The following is a 16108-nucleotide window of genomic DNA, read 5'->3' as shown; positions in this document are numbered from 1 at the left end:
GACTGGGCCCGACATGGTGAGGGCGTCATCGAAACGACGACCCGATTAGCAGGCCCGGCAGCCATCCGGTAGAGTTCCGTAAGTTGTCTCGGCGAGGGTGAACCGGCTTGTTCGATACGCTGGATTACCGTGATCGACGCGGCTACGGCTCAGCTCGAGCGTTTCGCTCCTGGCCCGTGCGCCCGTTCGTCCCTCACCGGCGACAAGACGCCAGCCAGTAACCACCGTGAGTTGTAGGAGCCGTTTCACCATGTCTGACGAAAACACCCTCGTAGCCGCCGTACGCACCGAGTTCGGCAAGGGCGCCGCCCGCCGCGCCCGCCGCGATGGTCAGGTTCCCGCTGTTCTGTACGGCCACGGTGAGGATCCCCGCCACCTGAACCTGCCGTCGCGCGACTTCGCCGCGATCCTGCGTGCGCACGGCACCAACGCCATCCTGAACCTCGACATCGACGGCACCCCCCAGGTCGCCCTCACCAAGTCGGTCGTGATCCACCCGATCCGCAACTACATCGAGCACGCCGACCTCCTCGTCATCAAGAAGGGCGAGAAGGTCACGGTCGAGGTCCCCGTCGTCGTCACCGGTGAGGCAGCGTCCGGCACCCTGGTCGCCCAGGACGCCGCCACCATCGCTCTGGAGGCCGACGCGCTGCACATCCCCGAGCAGATCGAGGTTTCGGTCGAGGGCCTCGAGGCCGGCACGCAGATCCTGGCCAACCAGCTCGAGCTGCCCAAGGGTTCGACCCTGCAGGCCGACCCCGAGCTGCTCATCGTCAACGTCGTCCCTGCCCCCACCGCAGCCGACCTCGAGGAAGAGACCGGCGAAGCAGCCGGCACCCCTGCCGAAGAGGGCGCCGAGAGCTGATCCTCTCGCAACCGCACTGAACTCGGCGGCGCGTCGTCCCGGACAATTCCGGGGTGACGCGCCGCTCTCGTGTGACGAGAACCTGCCATAGGGAAGGACCTGCCGGTGAGTGAAGACACGGCTCTGGTGGTCGGCCTGGGAAATCCGGGACCGCAGTACGAGAAGACCCGGCACAACATCGGCTTCATGGTGGCCGGTGTGCTGGCCGGTCGCATGGGAGCAAAGTTCAGCGCACACAAGAAAAGTGGCGCCGACATCATTCAAGGGCGGCTCGAAGGGCGCCCGACGATCCTGGCGAAACCGCGCTCGTACATGAACCTGTCGGGAGGCGCCGTAGCCGGGTTGGCGCGATTCTTCTCCGTCGACCCCGACAACATCGTGGTGATCCACGACGAGCTCGACCTCGACTTCGGAACCGTCCGTTTCAAGCAGGGCGGCGGCGAAGGCGGCCACAACGGTTTGCGGTCCATCTCCAGTTCACTGGGCACCAAGGATTACCTCCGCGCCCGCATCGGGATCGGACGACCGCCTGGACGGATGGACCCCGCGTCGTATGTGCTCAAGCCCTTCTCCTCGGTGGAACGCAAGGAACTCGACATCCTCTGCGAGGAAGCGGCGGACGCCGTCGAACTCCTGCTGAAGGTCGGCCTCGAGGCTGCGCAGAATCGCCTGCACTAGGCGCTCCGCGCCCGTGCGCCTTTTTGGTTGTTCCAGCTACCAGAAAGGCGCACGGGCGCCGAAGGCGCCTCAGTCGCGGACCAGCGACGCCGAGGTGGTCCGGCGCAACTTGCCGGACGACGTCTTGGGAATGCTGCCGGGTCCGAGGACCGCGACGGTACGCGGACGCACCCCCACCTCGGAGACCACTGCGTGCACGACCTCGTGTTCGATCCGCTTGACCTCCTCCGGGTCCTGATAGTTGTTGGTTTCGACCGCGACCGCGAAGCTTTCCCGCTTCTGGCCGGCGTCGAGTCGCACCGCGACCGCGTTGCCCGGGCGGACACCGGACACGGTGCCGGCTGCCCGCTCGATGTCGGTGGGATAAATGTTGCGGCCACCCATGATGATCACGTCCTTGATGCGACCGCACACCACGACGAGACCCTCCTCGGTGAAGTAGCCGATATCACCGGTGTTGAGCCAGCCGTCCGGATCCTGCGCCGGCTTGTGGCCCTCGAGAGTGACGTATCCGGGGGTCACAGCCTTGCCGCGCACCTCGATGATCCCGACTCCACGGGTGGGGAGCAGTTCCCCGTCGCCGTCGACGACCCGGCCTTCGAGGTTCGGAACCATCTTCCCGAGGGTGGCGAGGGGACGCGCATTCGGCTTGCTCGACGGAACAGCCCGGGACATCGCCTCGAGAATGTCCGGGTCGACGAAGTCGAGTACCTGACCCTGATCCGGGTCGGGAATCGACACCGCGAGGGTGGTTTCCGCCATCCCGTAGACGGGGGCGAGTGCGGACGGATTCAGTCCGAACCGGGCGCCGGCCTCGGCGAGCGCCGTCATCGTGTCGGGGTCGACCGGTTCGGCCCCGTTCCACATGTACCGCACGCTGGACAGATCGACCACACCGTCCTCGGCTTGCCGCAGCCGACGGGCCAGCAGCGAGTACGCGAAGTTGGGCGCCGCCGTGACCGTGCCCTTGTACTTGCCCATCAGCTGCGCCCACAACAGCGGGGTGCGAAGGAAGTCCATCGGGGTGATGCTGACGACCTCGGCACCGACCTGCATGGGCACACTGAGGAAGCCCACCATCCCCATGTCGTGGAACAGCGGCAACCAGCTGACCATCACGTCGTCGTCGAGGGAGAACTTGATGCGATCGATCATCGCGTAGGCGTTGGTGTAGAAGTTCTCGTGGGTGATCTGCACGGCTTTCGGCGACCCGGTGGAGCCGGAGGTGAGCTGCTGCAAGGCAATGTCGTCCTCGAAGGTCTCGACCGGTTCGACCTCCGGACCTTCGTTCAGTTCGGCCACCGTCACCACTGTGATGCCACGTTCCTCGAGTAGCGGCTTGGCCGCGTCGAATGGCGCACCGAGGATCACTGCCTTCGCATCGATCATCCTGATCACGGTTTCGGTGTCTTGGGCCCACACCGCCAGATCGGTGCGCGGGGTGGGCTGATGCAGCATCGTGACGGACGCACCACGCATCCAGATTCCCTGACAGGACGGCGCGATGTCGACGGGCTGACCGGCCAGGATGCCGATGGCGTCGCCGTGGCCGATACCCGCCGCCGCGAGCGCACCCGCCATCCGCCGCGCCACCCGATGAATTTCGCCCCATGGCTGTCGCAACGGCGCATCCGGCTCACCGGTGACCAACCCGCGGTTGCTGGTGACAGCGGTGGCATACATCTCGTCGGTGAACTTGCTCAAGATTTCTCCTCGTGCAGATACGGGTGTCCGAACGCAGTAGACGTAACTCCGGAGCGCCCCGACGGCTCACGCTGATTAAATATCCGAATCCGAGCTGAGTGTTACGTCAGGTCAGTGTTACCTCTCGCCGGATGTGCTGTAAATCCCTTCTCGGCCCCCGGGTAACCTGGTATGCGGCCACCTGGCTTTTCCGCATCCAGTCCCCCGAGAGGTTCTTCGTTGACTACCCCGTCCGACTCGGCCGACATCATCCCAGCCGAGGCGGAGTCTGTCGCCACCACTGCCTCGTCGCAGGACAAGCTCGACAAGGGCGTCCGCGCGGAGGCTCAGCGTCGCCGGACCTTCGCTGTGATCTCCCACCCCGATGCCGGTAAGTCGACGTTGACCGAAGCTCTCGCCTTGCATGCGAAGGTGATCTCCGAGGCGGGCGCCGTGCACGGTAAGGCGGGGCGCAAGTCGACGGTGTCCGACTGGATGGAGATGGAGAAGGCCCGCGGTATCTCGGTCAGCTCTACGGCTCTCCAGTTCAACTACCGTTCCACCGAGGCTTCGCCGGACGACCTCACGGACAACGTCATCAACCTGGTCGACACTCCCGGTCACTCGGACTTCTCGGAGGACACCTACCGAGTCCTGACCGCTGTCGACGCCGCCGTCATGCTCATCGACGCAGCGAAGGGTCTCGAACCGCAGACGCTCAAGCTGTTCCAGGTATGTCGTCACCGTGGGATCCCCGTGATCACGGTCATCAACAAGTGGGACCGCCCGGGTCAGACGCCGCTGGAACTGCTCGACGAGATCCATGAGCGGATCGGCCTCACCCCGACTCCCCTGTACTGGCCCGTGGGCATCGCGGGCGACTTCCGAGGACTGTTACGCCGCGGCGAGGACGGCGCCCCCCGCGAGTACATCCGGTTCACCCGGACCGCGGGCGGCGCGAAGATCGCCCCGGAAGAGGTGATGGACGCGGACGCCGCTCTCGCGAAGGAGGGCAGCGAGTGGGTCACCGCCGCGGAGGAGAGCGAGCTGCTCTCGGCCACCGGCCAGGACCACGATCAGGAATTGTTCCTCGGCGGTCAGACCTCACCGGTGATCTTCGCGTCGGCGATGCTCAACTTCGGCGTGCGGCAGATCCTCGACACTCTGGTGGAGCTGGCGCCGCCGCCCCGCGCCCGTGAGGACATCACCGGCACTCCCCGCGAGGTCACGGACCCGTTCAGTGCCGTCGTGTTCAAGGTGCAGGCCGGGATGGATACAGCCCACCGCGACCGCCTCGCGTTCATGCGGATCGTCTCCGGCGTCTTCGAGCGCGGCATGGTGGTCACCCACGCCCAGACGGGTAAGCCCTTCACCACCAAGTACGCGCAGACGGTGTTCGGTCGTGAACGGTCCACCGTCGAATCCGCCTACCCGGGCGACGTGGTGGGACTGGTCAACGCCACGGCCCTCGCCCCCGGGCACACTCTCTATTTCGAGAAGAAGGTGGAGTTCCCGCCGATCCCGTCGTTCGCTCCCGAGCACTTCTCCATCCTGCGGGCCGAGAGCGCTGGCAAGTACAAGCAGTTCCGCCGCGCGGTGGATCAGCTCGACTCCGAAGGTGTCGTGCAAATTCTGCGCAACGACCTTCGCGGCGACGCGTCACCCGTCATGGCGGCGGTCGGTCCCATGCAGTTCGAGGTGGTTGCGGCCCGGATGAAGGCCGAGTTCAACGTCGAGGCCAGGATGGAACCGCTTGCCTACGCGTTGGCCCGACGGACCGATCCGCAGTCCGTCGACGAGCTGAACCGTCAGCGCGGCGTCGAGGTGTTCACCCGATCCGACGGCGTTCTACTGGCGCTCGTGAGTGACAAGTGGCGACTGCAGTACATCCAGAAGGAGTTGCCCGACCTCACGCTCGAGCCGCTGGTGGCCGCCGCCGACTGAAGTCGGCCGCCCGCCGGATCCGCGGCGGAACCTCGGGTGCTGGTAGCTTTCACGTTCGTATCGAGCAAACTGGCGGGCTGGTGCGAGAACCCGTTTGTCTACGAGCAGGAAGCGACACGATGGAGAACGGCATTTCTACCAACGGCATTTCTACGAATGGATCGGGCAGCAACGGCTCCAGGGGCAACGGCTCGACCGCCGAATCAGCCTTCGCGGAACCGAGCAGCGGAGCACTGACCGGCAACGGCGCGTCGACGCCCAGCTCCGCCGAGACGTTCACCTTCCCGCTGCCGACGCGCAGCTCGGGCTCCCACAGCACCGAGGAGGCAGCCGAGCCGGTTGACACCACCTCGTCCCTCGAGTCCCGTGGACGCACCGTGAAGCGACGCAACGCGATGGGAGTGGCAGCCGTGCGGGTCGCGGGCCGTCTTGCACACACCGAACTCCTCGAGGACCACCTCGCGTCCGCGAGCAGCCACTCCGCCGACCCCACCGTGGACGCCGACGAACTGCTCGAGCTGCTCGGTGAGTACCTCGTGGCGGCCGGATTCGAACGGCCGGAGATTCACGCAAAGCTGAACGGCCAGTCGATCGTCGTGGACCTGCGCTCCCCCTCCACGACCCTTCGCTGACCGTCCCGCATCCGGCAGGCGCCTACGGCCACAGAATCGCGCGCGTCCACCCCTCGCCCGAGGGCTCTCTGCGGTAGTTCCAGCGCTGATGCCGGCGCCCGGGATCGGCCTGCCAGAATTCGACGCTGTCGGGCACTAGGCACCAGGCTCGCCACGTGCTCGACACGAAGTCGGGGTCGGCCTCGATGCTCGCGGCCGCCGCCGTGACCACCCGTTCGTATTCCGCGGGATCGGTGAGCACCTCGCTCTGGCGACTCGCAGTCGCGACCGCGCGGGCGGTCACCGACCGCTCCCGGAAATCGCGGGCCGACACGTCCGGACCGCCGTCGACCACGGTTCCGCGCACCCGGATCTGACGCCCTCGTTCCCGCCAGTAGAACGTCAGCGCAGCAACAGCGTTCGACGTCAGATCACGCCCCTTCGGCGAACGCGTGTCGCCGGAAAACCAGAAACCTCGCTCCGTGACGTCCTTGAGTAGAAGGAACCGAGCGTCGGGTCGACCGCCCGGGTCCACCGTCGACAACGCGGCGGCGTGCGGTTCTGGAACACCGGCGGCCGCCGCCTCGGCGAGCCAGTCGAGAAAGAGGATCTGCGGCGCGTCCGGCAACGCATCGACGGGCAGTGGTTCGGGAAGCGCTGGGTCGACGACGGTGAGCGCGGGCAAAGCCCGTATCCACGCCCGGGTGTCCGGGAACGACGAAGGGTCCGGTGCGATCGGCATGTGCCGACAGTAGCGGGCCGGTGTGGCCTACGGCCCGACGAGCATCCAGCGGTGCCCGAACGGATCGATGAGGGTGGCGTTGCGATGTCCATGCCCCTCGGAGATCCACCGCTCCACGGTCCCCCCGGCATCGCGGGCACTCAACAGGACGGCGTCGGGATCGTCGACGGCCAGCATCAAGCTGACCGATGTCGAACCTGACTCCGGCGCAGTCAAACCCATTTCCGGGAACTCCTCGGCGAGGTAGATCATCCCGGTGGGGAGCTGCAACTCCACGTGGCCGATCCTGCCGTCGTCCAGAACGATCGGCTCCCCGACCACTCGCGCGCCGAATACCGCCGAATACCACTCGACAGCTTCGGTGCCTCTTCGCACCGTAAGGTACGGCACCGCACCGGGAACGGGCACTGCAGACGACATCGTCACCTCCCGCCTCGTCGTGGCAACCTCCGGTGCTCGGTCAGGCCGAGGCGGGGGGTTGCAACATCGCCCATTTGTTGGAAGTCAGCCGGAAACTCGGGAAGTCCGACAGCGCAGCCACCGATTCCCATGTGCGCTCGTACCCGGTGGACGTGATCCGCCACGCACCATCGGGGCACCGGATGTAACTGTCGTGATAGTAGGCCGACCCCCGGAGCAACATGCCGTCCTCGGGGATGAGCGTGGTGTCTGCAAGAAACCACACTCCGACAGCCGTGTCACCGGTGACGGTGATCTCGGGCTGCCCGCACTGGTGCTCGGTGATCACGTGAGTGCCCAACGTGTTCTCCAGAAAGGACACGAAGGAGTCACGGGAATCGAACGTCAGGTATTCGCTGTACGTGGCCTTGACTTCGGGAACCATGGTGTCGGCGAATTCTTCCCACGACTTGGTATCGAGTGCACGAGAGTAACGGTGCTTGAGCTGCTCGATCTGTTTGATTGCTTCGAGATCCATGACCCCCGCCTCCTGTGCAGCGACATGCATGCCCTGGACTGCAGATTAGTCCGAACATCTGCGGGCTCGCCTTGGATTCCCCCCTTTTGCCCGGATCATGCATATTTGCGCCGTGATTCGGGACACGAAAAGGTCACGAATCGACTTCCCGCCCGCACCCGTCGAAAACGCGCCGATCGGACTTCGGCCACACTCGATCTCCGATCCCCCAGGGTGAATGTGACCCGACATCTACATATAACGCGTTCCACACTAGGGTGTCGCTGACGAGGTTCTCGACCGTCCGGACACCGAAGGGGTTTCCATGCTCGATCCAGCGCGCGTACCCGTCATCGTCGGTGTCGGCGACGTACGGTCCGGACGAAGTGGGGTTCCTGCGGGCCCGCGGGAGCCACTCGATCTCATCTCGGAGGCCGCGCAGTCAGCGATCGCCGACTGCGGTGTCGCAGCGCTGCGGTCCCGGATCGACGCGATACACGCGGTCAAGTCCGTCAGCTGGTCCTACGACGATCTTCCGGGATTGCTCGCGGCCCGGCTGAACCTGCAGGCGCCTACCATCGCAAGCACCTCGCCGATCGGCGGCCATTGGCCTGCTGCTCTTCTCGACCGCATCGGTGACGACATCGCCGGCGGTCGATCGTCGGTGGCACTGCTGGTGGGCGGTGAGGCGCAGGCGACCATGACGGCGTTACAGAAGTCGGGCACCGATCCGGTGTCGCTCGGCTGGGTAACGGCGCCGGGAGGGCCACCGGCCTTCGATGCCTCCGATCTCGGGAGCCCCGGCATGCAGCGGGCCGGGCTGATCGTGCCGACCCGCGTCTATCCCTTGTTCGAGAATCGCTTCACCTACGATTCGGGCGGCACACCCGAGCAATCCTCGGCGTGGTCGGCCCGCATGTACTCGGCCTTCTCAGAGCTGGCGGCGAAGAATCCGGCGTCGTGGACGTCGACGGTGTATTCCCCCGAAGACATCGCGACCACCGGACCGGGCAATCGCATGGTCTGTGAACCGTATCCTTTGACGCTCAACGCCATGCCGTTCGTCGATCAGGCGGCCGCGGTCGTGGTGTGCTCCCTGGCGCTCGCCCGCGAACACGGCATCGCCGACGACCGTGTGGTCTATCTGTGGGGTGGCGCCGGAGCGACCGACCCGGTGGATGTGCTTGCCCGCAACAGCTTCGGAGCCTCCGCGGCGATGAACCAGGCCGTCGGCCGCGCGCTGGCCCAGGCCTCCCTCGAGGCGTCCGCCCTCGATGTCGTCGACGCCTACAGTTGCTTCCCGGTGGTCCCGAAGTTGTTGATTCGCGCACTCGGCCTACCCGAGGACACCGTCCCCAGCGTGACCGGTGGGCACTCGTTCTTCGGCGGCCCGCTCAACAGCTACACCCTGCACGCCATCGCCGAAGTGACCCGCCGCGTTCGTGAGGGCGCCGGCCCGGCCCTCGTCCACGGCAACGGCGGATATCTGACGTACCAGCACGTCGTCCTGCTCTCGGGCACGCCGCACCGGAACGGCTACATCGGCACCCCCGAGCCGGAACAGCTCGGTTCGGACGCTCCCGAACTCGTCACCGGATACGACGGCGAAGCCGAGATTCTCACGACCACCGTGGAGTACGGCCGCGACGGTGTCCCCGCCACCGGATTCGTCGTCGCACACACGTCCGACGGGCGGCGCCTCGCCGGACGCACCGGGCCCGAGGACGCAGCCGTCCTGTCGGCGTACACCCGCACTCCCCCGCGGTCGGTGATCGGCCGGACGGTCCACGTCACCGACCGGGATGGTGTGCTGACCGTTCGGTTTCCGACCGGCTAGTCCAGATCGGCGGCCAGTTCCATCCACTGCTCCTCAGCCGCTTCCTTCTCGGCCACCACTTGCTTGAGCTCGACGTCGAGCTTCTGCAACTTGTCTGGATCCGTCGCTGCCTCGGCCAGCTTTTCGTGCAGCTTCCGCTCGCGCTCGTCCAGCTTGGCGACCGTACGCTCGAGGCGAGAAAGTTCCTTGCGCGCAGCACGTTCCGCCGCACCGTCACGCGCCTGCTTGGGTGCCGACGCACCCGTCGCTGTCGACGCGACGGACGGTGCGCCGACGTCACCCATCACCGCACGGCGTCGCAGGTAGTCCTCGATGCCACCGGGGAGGTTGGTCAGCTTCCCGTCACCGAACAGTGCCCAGGTCGTGTCACAGATGCGCTCGATCAGATAGCGGTCGTGGCTGATGACGACCATCGTGCCCGCCCAGCCGTCGAGGATGTCCTCGAGCTGCTGCAGGGTGTCGATGTCGAGGTCGTTGGTCGGCTCGTCGAGAAGTAGGACGTTGGGCTCGGCCATCAGCACTCGCGTGAGCTGGAGGCGGCGCCGCTCACCGCCCGACAGGTCACCCACCGGTGTTCGCTGACGAGCCGGCGTGAAGCCCAGCCGCTCGGCCAGCTGTCCGGCCGAGACCTCCTTGTCGCCCAGAGTGATTCGCTCCGCGACGTCCTTGACGGCCTCGAGGACCCGCATGCCGATGGGGAGGTCGTCGAGTTCCTGGCGCAACCATCCGATGTGGACCGTCTGTCCCTGGATGCGTTTGCCCGACGCAGGTTCGATCTCCCCGGCGAGCGTGCGGAGCAACGTCGTCTTGCCGGAACCGTTGACCCCGACCAGACCGACACGTTCACCGGGCGCGAGCCGCCACGTGAGGTCGTCGACGAGCACCCGGCCGTCGGGCGTCTCGAGACGGGCATCCTCGAGTTCGATGACCACCTTGCCGAGCCGGCGCTGCGCGAACGACGCCAACGCCACGTTGTCGCGGGGCGGCGGCACGTCGGCGATCAACGCCTCCGCGGCCTCGATCCGGTACTTGGGCTTCGACGTGCGGGCCGGAGCACCGCGCCGCAGCCACGCCAACTCCTTGCGGGCCAGGTTACGCCGGCGCTCCTCGGAGGCGTCCGCCTGCCGGGACCGCTCCGCCCGTGCGAAAACCCAGTCGTTGTAACCACCCTCGTAGCTTTCGACCCTGCCGCCCACCACTTCCCACGTGCGGTTGGCGACGGTGTCGAGGAACCAGCGGTCGTGGGTGACGACCACGAGGGCGCTACGGCGGGACACCAGGTGCTCGGCCAGCCATTGCACCCCCTCGACGTCGAGGTGGTTGGTGGGTTCGTCGAGTACCAGGAGGTCGAGGTCCTGCACCAGCGCCGCCGCCAGCGCGACACGCCGTCGCTCGCCACCGGACAGTCCGTCGACGGTGACTTCCAAGCCGAGGTTGTCGATTCCGATGCCCGCGAGGACGGAGCGGATGCGGGCGTCACCGGCCCATTCGTGGGCGGCGACGCCGAGCGGTCCGAGAACCACGTCGCCGACACTGGAGCCGGGCGGCAGGACGCCGCGTTGCGTCACCACCGCCATCCGCAGGCCGCCGACCCGGCTGACGCGTCCCGAGTCGGGCGCCTCCACACCGGCGAGCACCTCGAGCATCGTGGTCTTGCCGCCACCGTTGAGGCCAACGACGCCGATGCGTTCGCCTTCCTGTACGCCGAGCGACACCGAGTCGAGCAACGGCTTGATGCCGAACGACTTCGATACCTGTTCGAGATTGATCAGATTCGCCATCAGTGCGATCCCTCCGCCGCGTCATTGATTATTCGGGCGCCCGGCACCGGTCCGCTCGCGACCCGCACGGTGCGACACACGCCCGCACCTGCGAGTTCTGCGCTGACACGGACCGCGGCATCCGCGTCAGCACACAGAAAGGCACAGGTCGGCCCCGACCCGGAGACGATGCCGGCGAGCGCGCCCGCGGCGACTCCGGCGCGCAACGTCCGCCGCAGTCGTGGCTCGAGGGACAGGGCAGCGGCCTGCAGATCGTTGCCCAGCAGCGGCGCGAGCGTTGCAGCGTCGCCCGTCGTGAGCGCATGCATGAGGTCGTCCGCACCGCCGAGCTTCGGTGGTGTGCCGGCGGCGCGCAGGCGGTCGAGTTCCCGGAACACCGTGGGGGTGCTCAACCCACCTTTTGCGAGCGCGAGTACCCAATGGAAGGTGCTGCGCGAGAGAACCGGCAGGAGTCTCTCGCCACGTCCGGTTCCGAAGGCGGTACCACCGTGCAGCGCAAACGGCACGTCACTACCCAGTTTCGCTGCGAAAGAATGGAGGTCCTCACGAGAGAGGTCGAGATGCCACAGCGCGTTGAGGGCCACCAGCGTCGCGGCGGCGTCGGCGCTGCCGCCCGCCATGCCACCGGCAACCGGGATGCCCTTGTCGATCGAGATCTCGACGTCGGGACGCCGGTCGGCCTCGATCGCAAGCATCTCGGCGGCTTTCCAGACGAGGTTGCGGCTGTCGGTGGGAACCACGCGGGCATCCTCACCGCGAACCTTCACCGTCAGCGCATCCGCAGGCGCGACCGACACGGTGTCGCCGAGCGAGAGCGCCTGGAAGACCGTGTTCAGCTCGTGGTAGCCGTCGGCGCGTTGGTCCCCGACGGCCAGGTGGAGATTGACCTTGGACGGGGCCCGGACGACGACGGGGCGAGGAACGACGGAAAGCACAAGGATAGAGCTTAGGCGCTCGCAGTACGGGGGTCGAAATGCGTGGCACCCCCGACCTCAGCTCACAGTCGCGGGCCGAGCTGCGTCGTGAGGCTGCCTCCTCGTGCGAGCGGAAGACGTGTTCGGGCTGTGCGGGCGTCGCCCGACACCTCGGCGGGACGATCGTCGGGATAGCGGAGCTCGCTGGTGAGGGCGGCGGGCGCGTCGAGAAGGTCGTGGGAGACGGTGCCGGCGCCCAACTCCAGCCGGTGCCGGAGCAGCGGAACATTCCCCAGATCGGCGTCGGTCGTCCCGATCCAGATTCCGGCACGTTCCCCGCTGCGGCCGATCTGTACCCGCTCTCGCAAGACCAGCGTCGACGTCGGTGCGAGGAGCACCGTCGATTCGACCCGGTGCTCGGCGGCACCGGCCACGACGGTCGGCTCCAGGGCGCAGTCGAGGGCGGCGTCGTCTTCCACATCGACCGACCAGTGTGCCGTCGACACCGTGCATCCCCGGCCGGGCAGCGCCAGGGACGCAGCGACGCTGCGGAGCGACAGCCGCGCCCCCGACAGCACCCGGACGGTGATGTCCCAGTGGTCACCGCCGAGCGGGGTGGCGGCCGTGCCGATCACGTGGACCGTGTCGCGCCCGGTGATCCGGGCAGCGAGCCCGCCGACGGCGGAGATCCGGGGGCTCCGGCCGGGAGTCGCCACGATGGTCAGCTCGGTGCGCACTACCCGTGCACGTCGGCGAGCGTGCGGACCTGCTCGCGCACCCACTGCAGAGCCGGCCCGGACGACGGGTCCTCGGTCAGCGAGATCAGCACGGTAGGCCTGCCCTCACGAACCTGCTCGGCGTCCCGCTGCATGACCGACAGATCGGCACCGACCATCGGCGCCAGATCGGTCTTGTTGATCACGAGCAGGTCCGAGAACGTCACCCCGGGACCGCCCTTGCGCGGAACCTTGTCACCACCGGCGACATCGACGACGAAAATCTGCACGTCGATGAGGCCGGAGGAGAACGTGGCCGTCAGGTTGTCGCCGCCCGACTCGACGAGAATCAAGTCGAGCGGTGGGTTGGTGTCGATCAAGTCGTCGATGGCGTCGAGATTGGCGGTGATGTCGTCGCGGATGGCTGTGTGCGGGCAGCCACCGGTCTGCACGGCGGCAATCCGCTCGTCCGGAAGCACGGCGTGACGACGCAGGAAGTCCGCGTCCTCGGTGGTGTAGATGTCGTTGGTCAGAACGGCGAGGGACAGCTCGTCGCGCAGTTGCCTGCACAGTGCTGCCACCAGAGCCGTTTTGCCCGACCCCACCGGCCCGCCGATGCCGATCCGGACCGGCTCACCCGCTACTCGTGTCCGCTTCGGCCGATCGTGCAGATGGTCGTGCGGCTCACCGTCGATGACATGCGGTGGCATGGTTACTCTCCTCACTCCGGGCTGATTCAGTTTTACTCGTCAGGACACGAACAGTGGTCGGTCTCGTTCCACGTGGCGCTGGGCGACGACGTCGAGAAGCGGATCGGACACGCTCGCCAGCCCGGTCGCGCAGTCATCGGCGACGTCATCGCACAGATCCGCCAAGGTGAAGGTGCAGGCGGCGACCTGCGCGGGATCGAGCGCGAGCAGCCGTTGCGCGGCGATCGCGGAACCGGTCATGGTGGTGTAGACGACGACCAGCGCCGCCTCACGGGCCGAGACACCGGTGAGACGCCCGACCACTCCGGTCACCACCGGGAGGTGCGGACGCGTTCCCAGCAGCGACCAGTTCTGTTCGGGCCAGGTGGTGCGGGACAACCGCAGCAGGCCCCTTCCCTGTGCGCGAGACGAGGTACGCGCCGCCGGAGACGGGGTGCGTGCATCCATCTCGAGGTCGCCCTGGTCGATGGAGAGCCGGCCGTCGCACACTGCCGCGGCGATCGACCCGGCGACCAGCCCGGACGCCCGGATTCGCCTGCGGAGGAACGCGTCCATCGTGGGGATGTCGCGGACCAGACCACTGGTGACGGCCTCTTCCATCCCGCCCGAGTGCACATGCCCGCCGGTCGGCAACCTGGAGTCGGCCAGCGTGAACAGATGAGCGAGGCGCATCAGAACAGGAAATAACGTTGTGCCATCGGCAATTCCGATGCCGGCTGTTCCTCCCACACCTCACCGTCGATACGGACGGTGAACGTATCCGGATCTACCTCGATGCGGGGTTGCGCGTCGTTACGGGGCATGTCGGCCTTACCTCTGGACCGCACGTTCGCGACCGGAACCAGCCGCCGGCCGAGTGCGAGCCGATCGGCCAGACCGTCCTCGAGTGCCTGGGGGGCGACGAAGTGCACCGAGGTCGCCGCGGCGGCCCTGGGCGCCGCCCCGAACATGGGCCGCGGCAGCACCGGTTGCGGCGTCGGAATAGAGGCGTTGGCATCACCCATCGCCGCCCACGCGATCATGCCGCCCTTGATCACCGCGTGCGGCCGCACTCCGAAGAACGCCGGCTCCCACAGCACCAGGTCGGCCAGTTTGCCCACCTCGACGGAGCCGATCTCCCCTTCCAGCCCGTGCGCGACCGCCGGACAGATGGTGTACTTCGCGACGTAACGCTGGACGCGCTGGTTGTCTGCCCCGTTGTCGCCGGGAAGAAAGCCCCGGCGCCGTTTCATCACGTGGGCCGTCTGCCAGGTACGCATCACTACCTCACCGATGCGCCCCATCGCCTGCGAGTCGCTGCCGATCATCGAGATCGCGCCCAGATCGTGGAGCAGATCCTCCGCTGCAATGGTCGACGGCCGGATGCGGCTCTCCGCGAATGCGAGGTCTTCGGGGATCTTGGGATTGAGGTGGTGGCACACCATCAGCATGTCGAGGTGCTCGTCGAGTGTGTTGACGGTATGTGGCCGAGTCGGATTGGTGGAACTCGGCAGGACGTTCGGGTGTGCGGCCACCGTGATGATGTCCGGCGCGTGCCCGCCGCCCGCACCCTCGGTGTGATAGGCGTGGATCGCTCGGCCCGCGATGGCGGCGAGGGTGTCCTCCACGAAACCCGCTTCGTTGAGCGTGTCCGAATGCAGGGCCACCTGTACTCCGGCGGCGTCGGCCACCGTGAGGCACGCGTCGATCGCGGCGGGCGTCGAACCCCAGTCCTCGTGCAGCTTGAAACCGGACACTCCGCCGCGCAGCTGTTCCCACATCGACTCGGAGCTGACGGTGTTTCCCTTACCCAGCAGGGCAATGTTCATCGGCCAGCCGTCGAGCGCCTCGAGCATCCGTGCGGTATGCCACGACCCCGGTGTCACGGTGGTGGCCTTGCTGCCCTCGGCCGGTCCGGTGCCGCCGCCGACGAGCGTGGTGATGCCGCCGCCGAGCGCCTCTTCCAGGATCTGCGGTGCGATGAAGTGCACGTGGCAGTCGATCCCGCCGGCAGTGAGGATCTTGCCGTTCCCGGCAATGATCTCCGTGGAGGGACCCACTACCAGGTCGGGGTGCACCCCGGACATCGTGTCGGGGTTGCCGGCTTTCCCGAGAGCCACGATGCGACCGTCGCGAATACCGATGTCTGCTTTGATGATTCCCCAGTGATCGACGATCACCACTCCGGTGATCACGGTGTCAGGGGCGCCGTCGGCCCGCGTCGCACGGCCCTGCCCCATCGACTCCCGCAACACTTTTCCGCCACCGAACACAGCTTCCTCACCGGCGAGGCCTGGTCCCCCGCTGCGGTCCTCGGTGATCTCGATCAGCAGGTCGGTATCGGCGAGCCGGATACGATCGCCGGTGGTGGGGCCGAACAGCTCGGCGTACCGCGCACGGGTGAGTTCGGTCAAGACGGGTCCAGCTTTCCGGGAGGCGTCAGGTTCAGCCCGTGCACTTCGCGCCTGCCACCGAGGGGCACCAACGAAACAGTCTGCGCGATGCCCGGTTCGAACCGTACTGCCGTGCCGGCGGGGATGTCGAGCCGCAAGCCGTGCGCGGCCACGCGGTCGAAGTGCAGAGCGGAGTTTGCTTGCGGGAAATGGACATGGCTCCCGACCTGTACGGGTCGGTCGCCGGCGTTCACGACCTCGAGCCGCGTGCGGGGCGCGCCCTCGTTGAGCGCTATCACGCCGTCGGCGCAGAACACCTCACCTGGAATCACGGTGCCT

The 16108-nt window shown here is 67.0% G+C and carries 16 protein-coding genes; 5 read left to right on the top strand and 11 right to left on the bottom strand.

Going from position 1 to position 16108, the window contains the following annotated elements:
• The first annotated feature begins 250 nt into the window (after positions 1-250).
• The gene (locus L1080_RS02745) at positions 251-865 is read left to right on the top strand and encodes a 50S ribosomal protein L25/general stress protein Ctc (RefSeq protein WP_109332428.1); all 615 of its coding nucleotides are present in this window, start codon (positions 251-253) and stop codon (positions 863-865) included.
• A 105-nt stretch (positions 866-970) separates the two neighbouring features.
• Positions 971-1543: an aminoacyl-tRNA hydrolase gene (pth, locus tag L1080_RS02740; RefSeq protein ID WP_250771667.1), complete on the top strand. Its 573-nt coding sequence runs from the start codon at positions 971-973 to the stop codon at positions 1541-1543.
• A gap of 69 nt (positions 1544-1612) precedes the next feature.
• Here pth and L1080_RS02735 read toward each other — a convergent pair whose 3' ends face one another.
• Positions 1613-3247 carry a fatty acyl-AMP ligase gene (locus L1080_RS02735; protein WP_250771670.1) on the bottom strand — a complete coding sequence of 545 codons (1635 nt, stop codon included), beginning with the start codon at positions 3245-3247 and terminating at the stop codon, positions 1613-1615.
• 219 nt (positions 3248-3466) lie between these two features.
• On the opposite strand from L1080_RS02735, the gene L1080_RS02730 reads away from it, so the two are divergent.
• Together L1080_RS02730 and L1080_RS02725 are read left to right on the top strand one after the other, a co-directional pair.
• Positions 3467-5170, top strand: a complete 1704-nt coding sequence (locus L1080_RS02730) for a peptide chain release factor 3 (RefSeq protein ID WP_250771673.1) — start codon at positions 3467-3469, stop codon at positions 5168-5170.
• 119 nt (positions 5171-5289) lie between these two features.
• Entirely contained in the window at positions 5290-5802 is a 513-nt protein-coding gene (locus L1080_RS02725) for a hypothetical protein (RefSeq protein ID WP_250771676.1), read from the top strand.
• Between the two features lie 22 nt (positions 5803-5824).
• Here L1080_RS02725 and L1080_RS02720 read toward each other — a convergent pair whose 3' ends face one another.
• Genes L1080_RS02720 through L1080_RS02710 form a run of 3 tightly spaced genes read right to left on the bottom strand, consistent with a single transcriptional unit; the run spans position 5825 to position 7460 of the window.
• Positions 5825-6523: a pyridoxine/pyridoxamine 5'-phosphate oxidase gene (locus L1080_RS02720; protein WP_250771679.1), complete on the bottom strand. Its 699-nt coding sequence runs from the start codon at positions 6521-6523 to the stop codon at positions 5825-5827.
• A 27-nt stretch (positions 6524-6550) separates the two neighbouring features.
• Complete coding sequence (locus L1080_RS02715) at positions 6551-6943, bottom strand: VOC family protein (protein ID WP_159925083.1); 393 nt, start codon at positions 6941-6943, stop codon at positions 6551-6553.
• A 40-nt stretch (positions 6944-6983) separates the two neighbouring features.
• The gene (locus L1080_RS02710; RefSeq protein ID WP_109332434.1) at positions 6984-7460 is read right to left on the bottom strand and encodes a nuclear transport factor 2 family protein; all 477 of its coding nucleotides are present in this window, start codon (positions 7458-7460) and stop codon (positions 6984-6986) included.
• Between the two features lie 304 nt (positions 7461-7764).
• On the opposite strand from L1080_RS02710, the gene L1080_RS02705 reads away from it, so the two are divergent.
• Entirely contained in the window at positions 7765-9276 is a 1512-nt protein-coding gene (locus L1080_RS02705) for an acetyl-CoA acetyltransferase (protein ID WP_159925081.1), read from the top strand.
• On the opposite strand, the gene L1080_RS02700 is transcribed toward L1080_RS02705, so the two are convergent.
• From L1080_RS02700 to L1080_RS02670, 7 genes are all read right to left on the bottom strand, one after another.
• The gene (locus L1080_RS02700; protein ID WP_159925079.1) at positions 9273-11057 is read right to left on the bottom strand and encodes an ABC-F family ATP-binding cassette domain-containing protein; all 1785 of its coding nucleotides are present in this window, start codon (positions 11055-11057) and stop codon (positions 9273-9275) included. The two genes, L1080_RS02705 and L1080_RS02700, sit on opposite strands and share 4 nt — an antisense overlap.
• Positions 11057-11992: a 4-(cytidine 5'-diphospho)-2-C-methyl-D-erythritol kinase gene (locus L1080_RS02695; RefSeq protein ID WP_250771682.1), complete on the bottom strand. Its 936-nt coding sequence runs from the start codon at positions 11990-11992 to the stop codon at positions 11057-11059. The genes L1080_RS02700 and L1080_RS02695 overlap by 1 nt, the downstream gene beginning before the upstream one ends.
• A gap of 62 nt (positions 11993-12054) precedes the next feature.
• On the bottom strand, positions 12055-12708 hold the full coding sequence (locus L1080_RS02690; protein ID WP_250771686.1) for an urease accessory protein UreD: 654 nt from the start codon (positions 12706-12708) through the stop codon (positions 12055-12057).
• The gene (ureG, locus tag L1080_RS02685) at positions 12708-13397 is read right to left on the bottom strand and encodes an urease accessory protein UreG (RefSeq protein ID WP_159925073.1); all 690 of its coding nucleotides are present in this window, start codon (positions 13395-13397) and stop codon (positions 12708-12710) included. Before ureG ends, L1080_RS02690 begins: the two co-directional genes overlap by 1 nt.
• Positions 13398-13436: 39 nt before the next feature.
• A complete protein-coding gene (locus L1080_RS02680) occupies positions 13437-14069 on the bottom strand; it encodes an urease accessory protein UreF (RefSeq protein WP_250771689.1) in 633 nt (210 codons plus the stop codon).
• Positions 14069-15790, bottom strand: coding sequence for an urease subunit alpha (locus L1080_RS02675; RefSeq protein WP_159925069.1), 1722 nt, complete (start codon positions 15788-15790; stop codon positions 14069-14071). The genes L1080_RS02680 and L1080_RS02675 overlap by 1 nt, the downstream gene beginning before the upstream one ends.
• Complete coding sequence (locus L1080_RS02670; protein WP_109332442.1) at positions 15787-16101, bottom strand: urease subunit beta; 315 nt, start codon at positions 16099-16101, stop codon at positions 15787-15789. Before L1080_RS02670 ends, L1080_RS02675 begins: the two co-directional genes overlap by 4 nt.
• Positions 16102-16108: the final 7 nt, after the last annotated feature.

This window comes from Rhodococcus sp. MSC1_016 (assembly GCF_023667485.2).
GTDB classification, from domain to species: Bacteria; Actinomycetota; Actinomycetes; order Mycobacteriales; family Mycobacteriaceae; genus Rhodococcus_F; species Rhodococcus_F oxybenzonivorans.
Note: the sequence above shows the minus strand (reverse complement) of the source record. Positions and strands in the feature narration are given on the sequence as shown.